This is a genomic window from Psychromarinibacter sediminicola (assembly GCF_029168335.1).
Lineage (GTDB): Bacteria > Pseudomonadota > Alphaproteobacteria > Rhodobacterales > Rhodobacteraceae > Psychromarinibacter > Psychromarinibacter sediminicola.
Genome location: NZ_JARGYC010000027.1, coordinates 42,730 through 59,436, shown reverse-complemented (window position 1 = coordinate 59,436; position 16,707 = coordinate 42,730). Strand labels below are relative to the sequence as shown.

General features: G+C 68.0%; 16 protein-coding genes. 9 read left to right on the top strand and 7 right to left on the bottom strand.

Translation table 11 applies throughout. The annotated features are described in order from the left end of the window. Positions 1–90 precede the first annotated feature (90 nt). On the bottom strand, positions 91–1,293 hold the full coding sequence (locus P1J78_RS11855) for a glycosyltransferase family 2 protein (protein WP_374213257.1): 1,203 nt from the start codon (positions 1,291–1,293) through the stop codon (positions 91–93). Between the two features lie 67 nt (positions 1,294–1,360). Here P1J78_RS11855 and P1J78_RS11850 point away from each other — a divergent pair, with 67 nt between their 5' ends. Continuing rightward, positions 1,361–2,125 (top strand): hypothetical protein, encoded by a 765-nt coding sequence (locus P1J78_RS11850; protein WP_275567571.1) that lies wholly within the window; start codon positions 1,361–1,363, stop codon positions 2,123–2,125. A gap of 60 nt (positions 2,126–2,185) precedes the next feature. Here the strand turns inward: P1J78_RS11850 and P1J78_RS11845 are convergent, their stop codons facing one another. From P1J78_RS11845 to P1J78_RS11825, 5 genes are all read right to left on the bottom strand, one after another. Then, complete coding sequence (locus P1J78_RS11845; RefSeq protein WP_275567570.1) at positions 2,186–3,526, bottom strand: glutamine synthetase family protein; 1,341 nt, start codon at positions 3,524–3,526, stop codon at positions 2,186–2,188. Beyond that, positions 3,523–4,341 carry an ABC transporter permease gene (locus tag P1J78_RS11840; protein ID WP_275567569.1) on the bottom strand — a complete coding sequence of 273 codons (819 nt, stop codon included), beginning with the start codon at positions 4,339–4,341 and terminating at the stop codon, positions 3,523–3,525. Before P1J78_RS11840 ends, P1J78_RS11845 begins: the two co-directional genes overlap by 4 nt. An 85-nt stretch (positions 4,342–4,426) precedes the next feature. Next, positions 4,427–5,317: an ABC transporter permease subunit gene (locus P1J78_RS11835; RefSeq protein ID WP_275567568.1), complete on the bottom strand. Its 891-nt coding sequence runs from the start codon at positions 5,315–5,317 to the stop codon at positions 4,427–4,429. A 2-nt stretch (positions 5,318–5,319) separates the two neighbouring features. After that, entirely contained in the window at positions 5,320–6,450 is a 1,131-nt protein-coding gene (locus tag P1J78_RS11830; RefSeq protein ID WP_275567567.1) for an ABC transporter ATP-binding protein, read from the bottom strand. Positions 6,451–6,523: 73 nt separating this feature from the next. Then, positions 6,524–7,606, bottom strand: coding sequence for a polyamine ABC transporter substrate-binding protein (locus P1J78_RS11825; RefSeq protein ID WP_275567566.1), 1,083 nt, complete (start codon positions 7,604–7,606; stop codon positions 6,524–6,526). Positions 7,607–7,854: 248 nt separating this feature from the next. Between P1J78_RS11825 and P1J78_RS11820 the strand changes: the two genes are divergently transcribed. Both P1J78_RS11820 and P1J78_RS11815 read left to right on the top strand, forming a co-directional pair. Continuing rightward, a complete protein-coding gene (locus tag P1J78_RS11820; protein WP_275567565.1) occupies positions 7,855–9,252 on the top strand; it encodes an aspartate aminotransferase family protein in 1,398 nt (465 codons plus the stop codon). Positions 9,253–9,390: 138 nt separating this feature from the next. Next, on the top strand, positions 9,391–10,392 hold the full coding sequence (locus tag P1J78_RS11815) for an SH3 domain-containing protein (RefSeq protein ID WP_275567564.1): 1,002 nt from the start codon (positions 9,391–9,393) through the stop codon (positions 10,390–10,392). A 103-nt stretch (positions 10,393–10,495) separates the two neighbouring features. Here P1J78_RS11815 and hpaR read toward each other — a convergent pair whose 3' ends face one another. Continuing rightward, the gene (gene hpaR, locus P1J78_RS11810) at positions 10,496–10,954 is read right to left on the bottom strand and encodes a homoprotocatechuate degradation operon regulator HpaR (protein ID WP_275567563.1); all 459 of its coding nucleotides are present in this window, start codon (positions 10,952–10,954) and stop codon (positions 10,496–10,498) included. Positions 10,955–11,081: 127 nt separating this feature from the next. On the opposite strand from hpaR, the gene P1J78_RS11805 reads away from it, so the two are divergent. From P1J78_RS11805 to hpaH, 6 genes are all read left to right on the top strand, one after another. Then, positions 11,082–11,477, top strand: coding sequence for a 5-carboxymethyl-2-hydroxymuconate isomerase (locus P1J78_RS11805; RefSeq protein ID WP_275567562.1), 396 nt, complete (start codon positions 11,082–11,084; stop codon positions 11,475–11,477). Continuing rightward, the gene (gene hpaE / locus P1J78_RS11800; RefSeq protein WP_275567561.1) at positions 11,470–12,981 is read left to right on the top strand and encodes a 5-carboxymethyl-2-hydroxymuconate semialdehyde dehydrogenase; all 1,512 of its coding nucleotides are present in this window, start codon (positions 11,470–11,472) and stop codon (positions 12,979–12,981) included. The genes P1J78_RS11805 and hpaE overlap by 8 nt, the downstream gene beginning before the upstream one ends. Positions 12,982–13,014: 33 nt before the next feature. Beyond that, complete coding sequence (hpaD, locus tag P1J78_RS11795) at positions 13,015–13,869, top strand: 3,4-dihydroxyphenylacetate 2,3-dioxygenase (RefSeq protein WP_275567560.1); 855 nt, start codon at positions 13,015–13,017, stop codon at positions 13,867–13,869. A gap of 118 nt (positions 13,870–13,987) precedes the next feature. Then, positions 13,988–14,968: a 3,4-dihydroxyphenylacetate 2,3-dioxygenase gene (gene hpaD / locus P1J78_RS11790; RefSeq protein WP_275567559.1), complete on the top strand. Its 981-nt coding sequence runs from the start codon at positions 13,988–13,990 to the stop codon at positions 14,966–14,968. 46 nt (positions 14,969–15,014) lie between these two features. Beyond that, the gene (locus P1J78_RS11785; protein ID WP_275567558.1) at positions 15,015–15,869 is read left to right on the top strand and encodes a fumarylacetoacetate hydrolase family protein; all 855 of its coding nucleotides are present in this window, start codon (positions 15,015–15,017) and stop codon (positions 15,867–15,869) included. Continuing rightward, positions 15,866–16,663, top strand: a complete 798-nt coding sequence (gene hpaH / locus P1J78_RS11780; protein ID WP_275567557.1) for a 2-oxo-hept-4-ene-1,7-dioate hydratase — start codon at positions 15,866–15,868, stop codon at positions 16,661–16,663. Before P1J78_RS11785 ends, hpaH begins: the two co-directional genes overlap by 4 nt. Positions 16,664–16,707: the final 44 nt, after the last annotated feature.

Below are 16,707 nucleotides of genomic sequence, written 5' to 3'. Positions count from 1 at the left end.
CCGTCCCGCGCATCATCACCCCCAGCATGCCGTGCAAAGGGTGAATCACGTTCTCAAACCCCTGTCGAGGCAGAGTTTTTCAGCAGCCTGTTAGAGCGCGGCGCGTGACGGCACTGGAACGACACGCGCGCTGTCGGCCGGCGCCGTGTCTTCGCGCGGCGACCCCGTGTCGTCGCTCTGAGAAACGGCGGGCGCCTCCTCCGCCGCGCCGTCGTAGAGGCCATGCTCCGTCTTGTCCCAGTAGAACGGGCAGGTCACCAGTTCCCAGAGCCCGCGATAGGCCGCGAGCGTGGCGAGCGGGAAATAGAACTGCATCGTGAGAACCCAGGGCGCGAGGTGGCGATGCTCGGGCCCGCGCACGGCGTAGAGGCCGACGGCCAGGCTGATCGCCTCGGAGGTCAGGAAGACCGAGACCAGCGGCACCAGCTCGGCCGGCCCGAGCGCCGGGGCGAAGGGATGGGCATAGCCGAAGGGCACCAGCCAGAACAGCCACAGCAACGGCGCCAGCAGAAACTGCGAGATCGTGCCGAGAAACAGCAGTTGCACCCCCAGAAAGCGCCACGCGCCGAGCTGGCGGAAGAGCCGTACCGGCCGGCGCATATGGACGAGCCAGGTCACCATGTAGCCCTTGAGCCAGCGCGACCGCTGCTTGACCCAGGGCCAGATGCGGCAGTTGGCCTCTTCCGCCGTGACCGAGCCGATGAACTCGGTCCGGTAGCCGTGCCGCGCCAGGCGGATGCCGAGATCCGCGTCCTCGGTCACGTTATGCGCGTCCCAGCCGCCCAGCTCCTCCAGCACCGTGCGGCGGAAGAACAGCGAGGTGCCGCCCAGCGGCGTGACCAGGCCCAACCGCGCGACCCCGGGCAGGATCACGCGGAACCAGGCGGCGTATTCCACGGCGAAGCAGCGGGCGATCCAGTTCGACCGGCTGTTGTAGAAATCCAGCACCGCCTGGACGCAGGCGAGCTCCGGGCCGCGGCTGTGAAAGCGCTCGACGATACGGGTGATCTGGTCGGGGGCGGGCGCATCCTCGGCGTCGTAGATGCCGATCAGCGTGCCGCGGCAGAAATCCAGCGCGTAGTTCAGCGCCCGCGGCTTGGTCTTCAGCGTGCCCTCCGGCACCACGATGGGGCGCATGTGCGGCGACAGGTCGACCGCGTCGAGCGCGGCGCGGGTGACGTCGTCGTCGGCCTCGACCACGAGGCAGATTTCGAGGAGTTCCCGGGGATAGTCGATCCGGTCCAGCCGGGTGACCAGCCGTGCGGCGATCTCGCGTTCGCGGAACAGCGGCACCAGGACCGACACCCGCGGCAGGCGCGCCAGGGTCGGGGGGGGCGGGCGCGGGCGGGCCGCCGCGCAGATGGGCGACGAAGGCGGCGCATTTCAGCGCGGCGCTGGCCACGAGCGCGGCGACGGCCCAGAGGGTCAGCCCGCGCATGGTCGGGGCCGGATTGAAGCAGACGAGGATCGCGGCGATCAGGACGACGGCGATGCCGGCAGGACGGGCCTGGGCCAGCGAAAAGGCCATGTCGCGGCAGCTTTCGGCGGTGGGCACCCGGGTCTCGGCGCGGCGGATCAGCTGGCCGGGCTGCTGCGCGGCGATGGCGTGGTGCAGTTCGACCTCGCCCGCCACGGCCAGAACGACCGGGCCGAGCAGCGCCTCCAGCATCGGGCGGTGGCGGTCGAATTCCTCGGGCCGGCTGCTGGCCACGGCGACGGCGCCCTTCTCCCGGCGCCAGGGGATCAGCCCCAGCGCCAGGCAGCGGTCGACGCCGAGCGCGGCGACCAGGTCCGGCTCCGGCGGGTGGGCGGTGAAATCGGCCAGCACGGCGCCGTATTGCCGCGCGATGGCGGCGAAGAGCGCCGGGCGCGAGATCAGCCGCCGGGCCAGGAGGATGTTGCCGAACCGGGCGTCCACCTTGGACTGCCGGTCCAGCGCGGCACGCCGGTCGCCGGGCGACAGCGCGCCGGAGGAGACGAGCACCTGCCCCAGCCGTGGCCGCGATGTCCGCGTGGACCGGAACGGCGGCGCGTCGCCGGTCGCTTCGATGCTGTTCAGGTGCGCGGGCTTCTCCACGGCAAAGCCTTTCGAGATATTGCTCGCAGGCTTGTGGAACTTCGTTAATTTTGTCTTAATTCCGGGAGGTTGGCGCCGGGCGGGGGCGCGCGGGTCACGCTTGCCGGGCTAGAGCCGCCCCAGGTAGATCCGGTATTCGACCGGGGTGATCTCGGAAGTCAGCTTGGCGATCTCGTCGTATTTCAGCGTCGCGAAGATGTGGCGGAAGCGGTCGCCGAAGACCTCCGCGATGAAATCGGACGCGGCGAAGGCGTCGACGGCGGTGCGCCAGTCATGGGCGAGCGGCTGCGGCGCCGGGGCCGAGGGGTCGTCGATCGGCAGCGGCAGTTCGGGCGTCGCGTCGAGCCCGTGGAGCACCCCGCCGAGGATCGCGGTGATCGCCAGGTAGGGGTTGCAGTCCGCCCCGCCGATCCGGTGTTCCAGCCGGGCCGCGGCGCCCGCGATGTCGGGCAGGCGCACCGCGGCGCCGCGGTGGTCGAGGCCCCAGTCGGGCCGGTTGGGCGAGAAGGAGCCGGGCGCGAAGCGGCGGAACGAGTTCAGATGCGGCGCGAGGACGGCCTGCGCGTCGGACATCGTCGCCAGCACGCCCGCCACGGCATGGCCCAGCGTGTCCGATATCGCCTCGCCGTCGCCGGCGAAGATGTTGCCGTCGCCGCCGGTCACGGAGACATGCACGTGCATCCCGTTGCCCGGATGCTCGGCATAGGGCTTGGCCATGAAACTGGCCTCCATCCCGTGCCGCGCCACCACCCCGCGCACCAGCCGGCGGAACAGGACGGCGGTATCGGCCGCCTCCAGCGCGTCGTCGGTGTGGTGGAAGTTGATCTCGTACTGGCCGGGGCCGTATTCGGCGATCAGCGAGTCGGTGGCGAGGCCCTGGGCGGCGCTGGCCTGCTGGATCTCGGTCAGGATGTCCTGCGTGCGGTCGAGGACGTTCAGCTCGTAGTTCTGCGCATCCGGCGCGTGGGGCGGCGGGCTGGGCGGCTCGTCGGGGGTCTCGCGGGGGCAGAAGATGTAGAACTCCAGCTCGGTCGCGATGACCGGGGTCAGGCCGCGGTCGGCGAACCGGGCGAGCATCGCCGACAGCTTGTCGCGGGCCGACAGCGGGCTGACGATCTCGCCGTCCTCGGTCATCTCGCATTGCACCTGGGCCACGTGGCCCTCGGCCCAGGGGACGGGTTTCAGCGTGCCCTCAACCGGCACCATGACGGCGTCGGGGTCGCCGACGGCCATGCCCAGCCCGGTCTCGGCGATCTCCTCGCCCATGATGTTGGGGGCATAGGTCGACAGCGGCAGGCGCACGCCGCCATCGGCCAGCTTCTTCGCGTCCGTGCCCGGCAGCCATTTGCCGCGATGGATGGCGTTGATGTCGGGCAGCAGCAGTTCCAGCCGGTCGGGCGTGCCGTGCCGGGCCTCGTAGGCGGCGAACTCGTCGAGAAAACCCTTCATGCAGCGGCCGCCGCGGCGCGTTCGTCGCGCTGCCGTGCCGCGATGGCGCGTTTCGAGACGAGCGACGCGGTGATCACCCCGACCGTCACGATGGCGATCAGGATGGTGGAGAGGGCGTTGATCTCGGGCGAGACGCCGAGACGGACGGAGGACCAGATCTTCATGGGCAACGTGGTGGCCGAGGGGCCGGTGACGAAGGAAGCGATCACCAGGTCGTCGAGCGACAGGGTGAAGGCGAGAAGCCAGCCGGATATCACGGCGGGCGCGATGATCGGAAGCGTGACCAGACGGAAGGCCTCGAACGGGGTGCAGCCGAGGTCGAGCGCGGCTTCCTCCAGCGAGCGGTCGAAGCTGTCGAGCCGCGACGAGACCACGACCGAGACGTAGCACATCGAGAAGGTGGTATGCGCCAGCACGATGGTCAGGATGCCGCGGTCCAGCCCGATGCCGATGAAGAGAAGCAGCAGCGACAGGCCGGTGATCACCTCGGGCATGACGAGCGGCGCGTAGATCATGCCGGAGAACAGGGTGCGGCCCAGGAAGCGCCCGGCGCGGACCAGCGTGTAGGCCGCCATGGTGCCCAGCACGGTCGCGATGGTGGAGGAGACGACGGCGACCTTGAGCGTGACCCAGGCGGCGTCGAGGAACGCCTCGTTGCGGATCAGTTCGCCGTACCAGCGGGTCGAGAAGCCGGCCCAGACGGTGACGAGCTGGGAGGCGTTGAAGCTGTAGACCACGAGGATCAGCATCGGCAGGTAGAGAAAGGCGAAGCCCAGCGTCAGCGACGTCGCGTTGATCCAGGAGAAGCGTCTCATGCCCGTCCCCGTTTTCTTGCAAAGAAAACGGGCCGGATCATTGGCAATGATCCGTTCCGGACTATCGGGACTAATCCGCGCGCGGTCATCCCTCGGCCTCCCGCTGTTTCTGCTCGTTGCGCTGGAACAGGATGATCGGGACGATCAGGATCAGCAGGAGGATCACCGCGACCGCCGAGGCCACCGGCCAGTCGCGGTTCGAGAAGAACTCTTCCCACAGCACCTTGCCGATCATCAGCGTCTCGGACCCGCCCAGCAGCGAGGGGATCACGAACTCGCCGATGGTCGGGATGAAGACCAGAAAGCAGCCGGCGACGATGCCGGGCACCGACAGCGGGATCGTCACCAGCCAGAAGGCCGACAGGCGCGAGCAGCCGAGGTCTTCCGCCGCCTCCAGGAGCGACATGTCGAGCTTTTCCAGCGTCGCGTAGATCGGCAGGATCATGAACGGCAGGTAGGTATAGACGATCCCGACATAGACCGCCGCGTTGGTGTTCAGGATCGTCAGCGGCTCGGCCACGACGCCGAGTGCCAGCAGGACCTGGTTCAGGTAGCCCTCGGAGCTGAGGATGCCCATCCACGAATAGACGCGGATCAGGAACGAGGTCCAGAACGGCAGGATCACCAGCATCAGGAGCATCGGGCGCCAGCGCTCCTCGGCCCGCGCCATGCCATAGGCGATGGGGAAGCCGACGAGCAGGGTGAAGAGCGTGGCGACGAAGGCGATGCGCAGGCTGGAGAGGTAGGCCTTCCAGTAGAGATCGTCGGTCGTCAGGAAGGCGAAGTTCTCGAAATCCAGCCCGGCGAAGAAGTCCTTCAGCCCCTGCCAGCCCTCGGAGAGGTCGAGCGTGGGGGCATAGGGCGGGATCGCGATGGCGGGGTCCGACAGCGAGATCTTCAGGACGATCACGAAGGGGATCAGGAACAGCGCCAGCAGCCACAGGTACGGCACGGCGACGACGACGAAGCGGCGCATCCTCAGCGCTCCAGCACGACGCCGGCGGCATCGCTCCAGCCGAGCCAGACGGTGTCGTCCCAGGTGAATTCGCGGGCGGCCATGCGGTCGGTGTTGGTGGACTGCGCCTTGATGACCTGCCCGCCCGGCAGTTCCACGTGATAGGTGGAGATGTTGCCGAGATAGGCGATGTCCAGCACCTTGCCGGTCACCGCGTTCGGCGCCGTCTCGGGGCGGGTGGCGGAAATGGCGATCTTCTCGGGCCGGATCGCGAAATAGGCGGTGGAGCCGGGGGCGAGCGCGACGCGGGCCTTGGCGTGAATCGACGGCTGATCCTCGGCCCAGGCGATCTCGACCCGGTCGTCGTCCTGCCCGGTGATCCGGCCTTCGAGGATGTTCACGTCGCCGATGAAATCGGCCACGTAGGTGGAGCTTGGTAGCTCGTAGATCACGTCGGGCGTGGCGACCTGGACCAGCTTGCCGTGGTCCATCACCGCGACGCGGCTGGCCACGGTCATCGCCTCTTCCTGGTCGTGGGTGACGATGACGAAGGTGGTGCCGGTCTTCTCCTGGATGTCCATCAGCTCGAACTGGGTCTCCTCGCGCAGCTTCTTGTCGAGCGCACCGAGCGGCTCGTCGAGCAGCAGGAGCTTGGGCGCCTTGGCGAGGCAGCGGGCGAGGGCGACGCGCTGGCGCTGGCCGCCGGAGATCTGGTGCGGCTTGCGGGTGGCGAATTTCTGCAGCTGCACGAGGCGCAGCATCTCGTCGACGCGGGCGTCGATCTCGGGCTTGGGGCGGCGCTCGCGCTTCAGCCCGAAGGCGATGTTGTCGCGCACGGTGAGGTGCGGGAACAGCGCATAGGACTGGAACATCATGTTGGTCGCCCGCCGGTTGGGCGGGATCGGGGCGATGTCCTTGCCGTCGAGCAGGATCGTGCCCTCGGTCGGCGTCTCGAACCCCGCGAGCATCCGCATCAGCGTGGTCTTGCCGCAGCCGGAGGGGCCCAGCAGGGCGAAGAACTCGCGCTCGAAGATGTCCAGCTCGATATTGTCGACGGCGGTGAAGTCGCCGAACCGCTTGGTGACGTTGCGGAACTGGATCAGCGGCTTTTCGTGCGGGTCGTCCCAGGGCGCGAAGACGGTCTGCGGGCTCATGCCGGTGCGCTCCCTTGCGCGCCGTCCCGGCGTCGGAGCCGGGACGGGCCGTGCCGCATGCGTGCGGTCAAGCTCAGGTGCCCGACTTCACGCGGGTCCAGAGGCGCGTGACGGTGCGCTGCACGCGCGGCGGGTAGGGCGTGACGGTGTAGAGATTGTCGAGCGTCGCCTGGTCGGGATAGATCGCGGTGTCGCCGATCACGTCCTCGTTGAGGTATTCCTGCGACGCGAGGTTGCCGTTGGCGTAATAGACGTAGTTCGACGCCTGCGCCATGTTCTGCGGGTCCATGATGAAGTTCAGGAATTCGTGCGCCGCGTCCGGGTTCGGCGCGTCGGCCGGGATCGCCATCTGGTCGAACCACATCAGCGCGCCTTCCTTCGGCGGGTTGTAGACGATCTCGACGTCGTTATCCGCCTCGGCGGCGCGGTCGCGCGCCTGCAGGATGTCGCCGGACCAGCCGAAGGCCACGCAGATGTCGCCGTTGGCGAGCGCGTTGATGTACTCGGAGGAGTGGAATTTCTGGACATAGGGGCGCACGGCCTCCAGCACCTCGGCGGCCTGTTCCAGCTCGTCGGGATCCTTGGAATCCGGATCGAGACCCAGATAGGTCAGCGCGGCCGGGAACATCTCGGTCGGGGCGTCGAGGAAGTGGACGCCGCATTCCTGCAGCTGCTCCATGTTCGCCGGGTCGAAGATCAGGTCGAGCGAGCCGACCGGCGCGTCCTCGCCCAGGATTTCCGTCACCTCGTTCACGTCGGCGCCGATGCCCGTGGTGCCCCACATGTAGTTGATGGAATACTCGTGGCCGGGGTCGTATTTCTCGGTCCGGTCGCGGATCACGTCCCAGAGATGCTCGGCATTGGGCAGCTTGTCATAATCCAGCGGCTGGAACGCGCCGGCGGCGATCTGGCGCTGCAGGAAGGTGCCGGTGGGCACCACGACGTCATAGCCGGAGCCGCCGGCGAGCATCTTGGTCTCCAGCACCTCGTTGGAGTCGAAGACGTCGTAGATCAGCTCGATCCCGGTCTCCTCCTCGAACTTGGTCAGCAGGTCCTCGTCGATATAGTCGGACCAGTTGTAGACATGCACTTCTTCTGCACCGGCAGAAGCGGCGGCCAGCGTCGCGGCGGCCAGCGTGGCGAGGGTGGTCTTCATGGTGTCAGTCCCCTGTTGATCATGCGGAGAGTCGTTGCTCTCTTGGCGGGCATTTGAGCGGATAACGGGCAGCCCCGCAATGGGAGTCGCGCAACAGGCGGCAACGCCGGCCTGCGCTGCGCAACTCCTCGGCAAAGCGCCTTCGGTTCGGGCGCCGCCCCGCCGGGCGCGCTGACGCCGGGGGGCGTATTGACGGTGTCGCGGATGGGCATACTCTGCGGCGCATCACCCCTTGCCGGAGCCGCCCGATGCTGCAGATCACCAATCACATGCCCACCGAGGACCTGCGCGCGCTGGATGCGGCGCATCACCTGCACCCGTTCACGCACGGCGCCGAGCTGAAGGAAAAGGGCGTGCGGATCATCACGCGGGCGCGGGGCGTGTACCTGACCGACAGCGACGGCAACGAGATTCTCGACGCCATGTCGGGCCTGTGGTGCGTGAATATCGGCTATGGCCGCACCGAGCTGGCCGAGGTCGCGGCGCGTCAGATGCGCGAGCTGCCCTATTACAACACCTTCTTCCAGACGACCCACGTGCCGGTCATCGCGCTGGCCGCCCGGCTGGCCGAGATCGCGCCCGAGGGGATGGATCACGCCTTCTTCGCCTCTTCCGGGTCCGAGGCGAACGACACCAACATCCGGCTGGTGCGGCACTACTGGGCGGCGATGGGCAAGCCCGACAAGCAGGTGATCGTCTCGCGCAAGAACGCCTATCACGGCTCGACCATGGGCGGCGCCAGCCTGGGCGGGATGCAGCCGATGCACGCGCAGGGCGGGCTGCCGATCCCGGGTATCGTGCATATCGACCAGCCCTACTGGTGGGGCGAGGGGGGCGACATGGACCCGGCCGAATTCGGCCTCGCCCGCGCGCGCCAGCTGGAGCAGACTATCGAGGAGCTGGGCGAGGACAAGGTCGCCGCCTTCATCGCCGAGCCGATCCAGGGCGCGGGCGGGGTGATCATCCCGCCCGAGACCTACTGGCCCGAGATCCAGCGCATCTGCGACGAGCACGAGATCCTGCTGATCGCCGACGAGGTGATCTGCGGCTTCGGCCGCACCGGCGAATGGTTCGGCAGCCAGGCGATGAACATCCGCCCCGACATCATGACCATCGCCAAGGGCGTGACCTCGGGCTATCAGCCCGTCGGCGGCTCGATCGTGCGCGACACCGTGGCCGAGGTGCTGAACGCGCATGGCGAGTTCTTCCACGGCTACACCTATTCCGGCCACCCGGTCGCCGCCGCCGTCGCGCTGGAGAACCTGCGGATCATCGAGGAGGAAGAGGTGCTGCGCCACGTCCGCGAGGTCGCCGCGCCGCATCTGGCGCGCGCCTGGGCCAGGCTGGGCGAGCATCCGATGGTGGGCGACGTGCAGAGCTTCGGGATGCTGGCGGGCGTGGCGCTGACCCCCGACAAGGAGAGGCGCGCCGCCTTCGCCTCGCCCAAGGGGACGGTCGGCCAGCGTTGTCGCGAGCGGTGCTTTGCCAACGGGGTCGTGATGCGGCATGTCGGCGACCGGATGATCGTCTGCCCGCCGCTGGTGATCACGCCCGAGGAGATCGACACGATGGTCGATCGGGCCTGGCGCGCCATCGACGAGACCTTCGAGCAGCTGCGGGCCGAGGATTTGTTCAGGCCCGCCTAGCGCCGGCCTTCGGGACGGCCGGGGAGCGGTTCTGACCGCGAGGCGCGCCGTGGGGCACGAAACCGGCGCCCCGCCGCCAAGCTTTGACCATCTTTGGGCGTATTCTGGTCCCGGGACCAGCGGGATATGGAGGGCGGTATGCGCTATCTGCTTCTGTTTGCAATTCTGATCGGCGGTTCGGCGACGCTGCCGATGGCGACCATGCCGGACGGGTCCGCGGAGCGCCCGGAGGCCCCCGTCGAGACCGCCGCGCTTTCGGTAAGGCCCGAGACTCCTTCGGCGGCCGCGGTGCCGGACGCCTCGGCCGTGCAGACGGATGTCGCGGCCGGCCCCGGCATGACACGCGCCGCGCCCGGCCCCGGGACGGAACACACAGCGCCCGGCCCCGGGACGACACACGCCGCGCCCCTCGGGCCGCTGCCGGCGCCGGGCCTCGTGCTGCATCTGGTCCGCGCCGCGCCCTTCGGCCGTCTGACCCGGGTCTTCGATGGCGAACCGGCGCCGGAGACGGGCCCCGAGGTCGCCATGGCCGAAACCGGCGCGGTCGGGCTGTCGGGCATGCTGACCGCCTTTTCGGCCCCGGCCGCCGCGCCGCGCGGCGCCCCGGACCAGACCGCGGCCCCCACGGCCCCGGAGGCCGCCGCAAACGCGACTGCGCCGACGCCCGAGCGCGACGGCGTTCCGTTGGGCCAAGCGAACGACGCCTATTCCGAACCGCTCGACCCCGCCGGCGATGCGGTGGGCGAGCTGTCGCTCGACGAAAGCGGCAGCGATCCGATCATCCTGGCCGTGCTGGCGGACGATGCCGGCGCGGTCTCCTCGGAGCGGCGCCCAGAGGACACCGCGGCCGCCGAGTCCCCGGCGCCGAAGCCCGAGGCCACCGCCAGCGTCGAGACCGAGACCGAGACCGAGACGCCCGCACCGATCTCCGACCGGGACATGCTCAAGGTCACTGCGTCGATCCTGAACATGCGCGCCGGGCCGTCCAGCGGACATCCCGTCGTCGCGGGTCTCGCCCAGGGCGCGCTGGCCGAGGTGATCGGTGCGGAGAAGAACGGCTGGGTGCCGGTCCGCGTGCCCGAATCGGACAAGACCGGCTGGGTCTTCGCGCGCTACATGGCCGAGGCGGGCGACGCCTGACCCGGCATCCAACGTCGGCCTGCCTGCGACAATCTGGCGTTGCCCCGAGCGGGGCGGCGCGGTCTGCCGCGGGCCGCCCTGTGCGGCGGCGGCGCACGTTTCGCTAGCGTTCCAGCCGCGCGAGCTCGTTCAACAGGTCGAGCAGCACTTCGACACGGTCCTCGCCGAACGCGGCTTCCAGTTCGCCGTAGATCCGGTTCGATTCCTCGATATGTCGTGCGATCAGCGCCTCGCCCTCCAGGGTGATCGTGACCAGCTGCTTGCGCCCGTCGCTGGGATGGGCGGAGCGCGCGGTTAGGCCTTTCTCCTCAAGCCCTTGCAGGATGCGCGTCAGGCTGGGCATCAGCAGGCACGCCTCATGCGCGATCTCGGTCGCATCGGTGGGCCCGATCTCTTCCAGGACCCGCAGGACGCGCCATTGCGCCTCGGTGACATTGGCCTCGGCCAGCATCGCCCGGATCGGTTGCATCACCCTCTCGCGGGCGCGCAGAAGCGCGATCGGCAGCGAACGCGCCGTCGCGCGGCGCTGCGGGATCTGCCGTTTCGGGGAGGGCTTGTTCATGCGCGACTTTACCTTGGGTCACTTTTTGTGACAGTCGATGCCATGGACGGGCGGTTGTCAAGCAAATCCGCTTGACAAGGAATGTGCTTATGCTTAACACGTTAAGTGAAGGCGGGAGGAGAGTCCAGTGCCGCATATCATTGTCGAGTATTCCGGGAACCTGGAGCCGGAGGCCGATCTGCCGGGCCTGTGCGACGTTCTGCGCCGCACGGCCGCGGCGCAGGAGATATTCCCGCTGACCGGCGTGCGGGTGCGGGCCTATCGCGCGGACGTCTACTCGATCGCCGACGGCGACCCCGGGAACGGCTTCGTCGACATCTCCGTGCGTCTGCGCGAAGGGCGCCCGCTGGATAAGCGCCAGGCGGCGACAGAGGCGATCTTTGCCGCGGCGCGGGAGCACCTTTCGGCGCTGCTCGCATCCCGGCCGGTGATGCTGTCGCTGGAGATGCGCAACATCGATGCCGAGCTGGCGCCGAAGCTGAACACCGTACGCGACCATATCGAGAGGAAGACAAATGGCTGAGCTGCAAGCGAATCTCGCCAAGCTGCAAGACCACCTGCAACGGTTTCGCGACGAGGGCGTCACCAACCTGATCGCCGGGCAGGCGGTGCCCGCCCGGTCGGGCGCGACCTTCGACAACGTCTCGCCCGTGGACGACAGCGTGATCTGTTCGGTCGCGAAGGGCGGTGCCGAGGACATCGACGCAGCGGCACGCGCGGCGAAGGACGCCTTCGCCGAATGGCGGGATTTCCCGCTGGCCGAGCGCAAGAAGGTGCTGCACCGGATCGCCGACGGCATCGAGTCGCGGGCCGAGGAAATCGCGTTCTGCGAATGCTGGGACACCGGCCAGGCGCTGCGCTTCATGTCGAAGGCGGCGCTGCGGGGGGCGGAGAATTTCCGGTTCTTCGCCGACCGGGCGCCGGCGGCGCGGGACGGGCAGATGCTGCCGTCGTCGACGCTGATGAATGTCACGACCCGGGTGCCGATCGGGCCGGTCGGTGTCATCACGCCGTGGAACACGCCGTTCATGCTGTCGACCTGGAAGATCGCCCCGGCGCTCGCCGCTGGTTGCACGATTGTGCACAAGCCGGCCGAGTTTTCGCCGGTCACGGCCCGGATTCTTGCAGGTATCGCACATGACGCGGGTCTGCCCCCGGGCGTCTGGAACCTGGTGAACGGCTTCGGCGAGGATGCCGGAAAGACGCTGACCGAGCATCCCGACATCAAGGCCATCGCCTTTGTCGGCGAGTCGAAGACCGGCTCGATGATCATGAAACAGGGCGCCGACACGCTGAAGCGGGTGCATTTCGAGTTGGGCGGCAAGAACCCCGTCGTGGTGTTCGACGACGCCGATCTCGACCGCGCGCTGGATGCGGCGATTTTCATGATCTACTCGCTGAACGGCGAGCGCTGCACGTCCTCGTCGCGGCTGCTGGTGCAGTCCTCGGTAGCCGAGGCGTTCAAGGCGAAGCTGGTGGAGCGCGTCAACCGGATCAAGGTCGGCCACCCGCTGGACCCGGCCACCGAGATCGGCCCGCTGATCCACAAGGAGCATCTCGACAAGGTCACGTCCTATTTCGACATCGCGCGCGCAGACGGCGCCACGATCGCCGCGGGCGGCGAGCGCACCGGCGAGGCCGGCTGTTACGTGAAGCCGACGCTGTTCACCGATGCGAAACCGGGAATGCGCGTGGCGCAGGAAGAGATCTTCGGCCCGGTCCTGACGGTCATCGAGTTCGACACCGAGGCGGAAGCGCTGGAGATCGCCAACGGCGTCGACTACGGGCTGACGGGCTATGTCTGGACCAGCGACCTGACCCGCGCGCTGCGCTTCACCGACAAGCTGGAGGCGGGGATGATCTGGGTGAACTCCGAGAATGTCCGCCACCTGCCCACCCCCTTCGGCGGCATGAAAGCAAGCGGCATCGGCCGCGACGGCGGGGACTGGAGCTTCGAGTTCTACATGGAGCAGAAGCATATCGGCTTTGCGACGGGGCAACACGGCATCGCGCGCCTCGGGGCCTGACAGGGCCCACGGACGCAGGAGGAGGAGAGAGAGATGGGCGAAATCGTACTTGCGGCCAAGATGACGCACGTGCCGACGATGATCATGTCGGAACAGGAGGGGCCGGTGCAGGGCACGCGCCAGGCGGCCATCGACGGCCACCTGGAGATCGCGCGGCGGGCCAAGGCGCTGGGCGCCGACACGGTGGTGATCTGCGACACCCACTGGGTGGTGAATGCCGGCTATCACATCAACGCCAACGATCACTTCGAGGGGCTGTTCACCTCGAACGAGTTCCCGCAGTTCATCCAGAACCTGCCCTATCGCTACGAGGGCAATCCGGCGCTGGGCGATGCCATCGCGGCCAAGGCGCGCGACAAGGACGTCTACACCCTGTCGCATCAGCTCGGTTCGCTGGAGCTGGAATACGGCACGCTGGTGCCGATGCGCTTCATGTCCCGCGAGCACGAGATGAAGGTCGTGTCGATCGCCGCCTGGTGTACGGTGCATTCCCACGAGGCGTCCCGCAAGCTGGGCGAGGCGATCCGCGAGGCGGTGGAGGCGAGCGACTCGAAGGTGCTGCTGGTGGCGTCCGGCTCGTTGTCGCACCGGATCTGGCCGAACGACGAATACGCCGCCAATAACGGCACCTTCACCATCTCGAAGGAGTTCAACCGGCAGGTCGACCTGCACGTGCTGGAGCTGTGGAAGCGCGGCGAGTGGGACACCTTCCTGAAGATGCTGCCCGAATACGCCGATTTCTGCTGCGGCGAAGGGTCGATGCACGACACCGTCATGATGCTGGGCGCGCTGGGCTGGGACGCCTATACCGGCAAGGGCGAGGTCGTCACCGACTATTTCCCGTCCTCCGGCACCGGCCAGACCAACGTGATCCTGCCGGTTCAGTGAACCATGAAGACCGTGCCGCATCCGTCGCCCGTTGCCGGATTATTGCGAATAATCCGGCCCGTTTCCTTTGAAAGGAAACGGCGTCGGGCGGCGGACGGCGCGCCATAAGGAGACCGACATGCCCGTACCCGCCCCGAACCTCTATCCGCCGTTCAACATCGTGCGCCTGAGCCATGTGGAACTGATCGTGACGGATCTTGCGAAGTCCCGCGCGTTCTATGTCGACACGCTGGGACTGCAGGTGACCGACGAGGACTCCGACGCGATCTACCTGCGTGCCATGGAAGAGCGCGGCCACCATTGCATCATCCTGCGCAAGGGCGACCGCGCCGAGGCCCGCGAACTGGGCTTCAAGCTGTTCGACGAGGACAGCCTGGACAAGGCGGAGGCGTTCTTCCGCGGCAAGGGTCTGCCGGTGGAATGGGTCGAGCGGCCCTACCAGTCGAAGACGTTCCGCACCCGCGACCCGCATGGCATTCCGCTGGAATTCTACGTGAAGATGGACCGGCTCCCGCCGATCCACCAGCAATACGGCCTGTATCGCGGTGTAAAGCCCTTGCGGATCGACCATTTCAACTGCTTCTCGCCGAATGTCGACGAGAGCGTGGCGTTCTACAACGAGCTGGGCTTCCGCGTCACCGAATATACCGAGGACGAGGAGACCGGGCATTTCTGGGCCGCCTGGATGCACCGCAAGGGCGGCGTCCACGACATGGCGTTCACCAACGGCACCGGGCCGCGGCTGCACCACACGGCCTTCTGGGTGCCGACGCCGCTGAACATCATCGATCTTCTGGACCTGATGGCCACGACCGGCTGGGTTTCGAATATCGAACGCGGACCGGGGCGGCACGGCATTTCGAACGCCTTTTTCTTGTACATCCTCGACCCGGACGGGCACCGGATCGAGATCTACTGCTCGGACTACCAGACCGTCGATCCGGATCTGGAGCCGATCAAGTGGGATCTGAAGGATCCCCAGCGCCAGACGCTCTGGGGCGCCCCGGCGCCGCGGTCGTGGTTCGAGGAAGGCAGCCTGTTCCAGGGCGCCGAGCCGCGGCCGTCGCTGATGAAAGCCCAGCCGATCGTCGCGCCGTGACGCGGCCGGAGAGGCGTATTTTGAACGAGAAGAAGCAGGGGACGGCATGAGATTTGCGACCGTGAACGCGGGGGGAGAGCGGCTCTACGGCGCCGTGATGGAGGATGGTTTCATCGCGCTGAGCCGGGATTTTCCGGGCTGGCCGAGCCTGCGCGACGTGGTGGCCGCGGACGGGTTCGCGGCGCTGGAGGCGGCGGCGACGGATCTGGCCGTGACGCATCGGCAGGGCGACTTCGCCTATGAGATACCGGTGCCCGACCCGGAGAAGATCCTTTGCGTCGGCGTGAACTTTCCCGACCGCAATGCCGAATACAAGGACGGGCAGGAGGCGCCGCCGAACATGTCGCTGTTCCCGCGGTTTCCGCGGTCGTTCACCGGGCACGGGCAGCCGCTGATCCGGCCGCCGGAATCGGAGAAGCTGGATTACGAGGGCGAGATCGCCGTCGTGATCGGCAAGGGCGGGCGGCGCATTCCGGAGGCGGAGGCCTACGACCACATCGCGGCGCTGACGCTGTGCAACGAGGGCACGATCCGCGACTGGGTGCGGCATGCGAAGTTCAACGTGACGCAGGGCAAGAACTGGGACCGTTCCGGGGCGATCGGGCCCTGGCTGGTGCCGTTCAGCGACAGGGCGCAGCTTGAAGACGTGGAGATAACCACCCGTGTGAACGGAGATATCCGCCAGCAGGACCGGACGAGCCGGATGCTGTTCCCGATCCCGCGGCAGATCGCCTATATCTCGACCTTCACGACGCTGGTGCCGGGCGACATCATCGTGACCGGGACGCCGACGGGGGCCGGGGCGCGGTTCGACCCGCCGATCTTCCTGACGCCGGGCGACGAGATCGAGGTGACGGTCGACGGTATCGGAACGCTGGTGAACGGGGTGGCGGACGAATGACTCCCGAAGAGATTTCCGCAGCCGGGGACGCGCTTTACGAGGCGGAGGCGACACGCGAGCAGGTCGGGTTGCTGACCGTCGCGCATCCCGGGATGGAGATGGCCGACGCCTACCGCGTGCAGGCCGCGTTCTGCGCGCGCAAGGCCGCCGAAGGGGCGAAACCGATCGGCTGGAAGATCGGGCTGACCTCGCGCGCGATGCAGGCGGCGCTCCAGATCGACGTGCCCGACAGCGGGGTGCTGTTCGACGACATGCTGTTCGACACCAGGGCGACCGTGCCGGCCGGGCGGTTCATCGCGCCGCGGATCGAGGCGGAGATCGCCTTCATGATGAAGGAGGGGCTCGCGGGTGACGTGTCGCGGGAGGACGTGCTGGCCGCGACCGACTACGTGGCCCCGAGCCTGGAGATCCTCGACACCCGTATCCTGCGCCAGGACCCGGCCAGCGGGCAGCCGCGGCGCATTTGCGATACCATTTCCGACAATGCGGCCAATGCCGGGATCGTGCTGGGCGCCGAGCGGCATGCGCCGGAGGCGGTCGATCTGCGCTGGGTGGGCGCCATCGTGTCCCGCGACGGCGTGGTGGAGGAGACCGGCCTCGGCGCCGGGGTGCTGAACGACCCGGTGCAAGGCATCGTCTGGCTGGCCGAGCGGCTGGGCCAGTACGGGCAGGGGATCGAGGCGGGGGAGATCGTCCTGTCCGGCAGCTTCATCCGGCCCGTCGAAGCCCCGCCGGGCAGCCGGTTCGCGGCGGATTTCGGGGCGTTCGGCAAGGTGGAGATCGCCTTCGGCTGATCGGCGCGGCGGGGCCCGGCCGCTTCCGTCCCGCGCCGATCTGG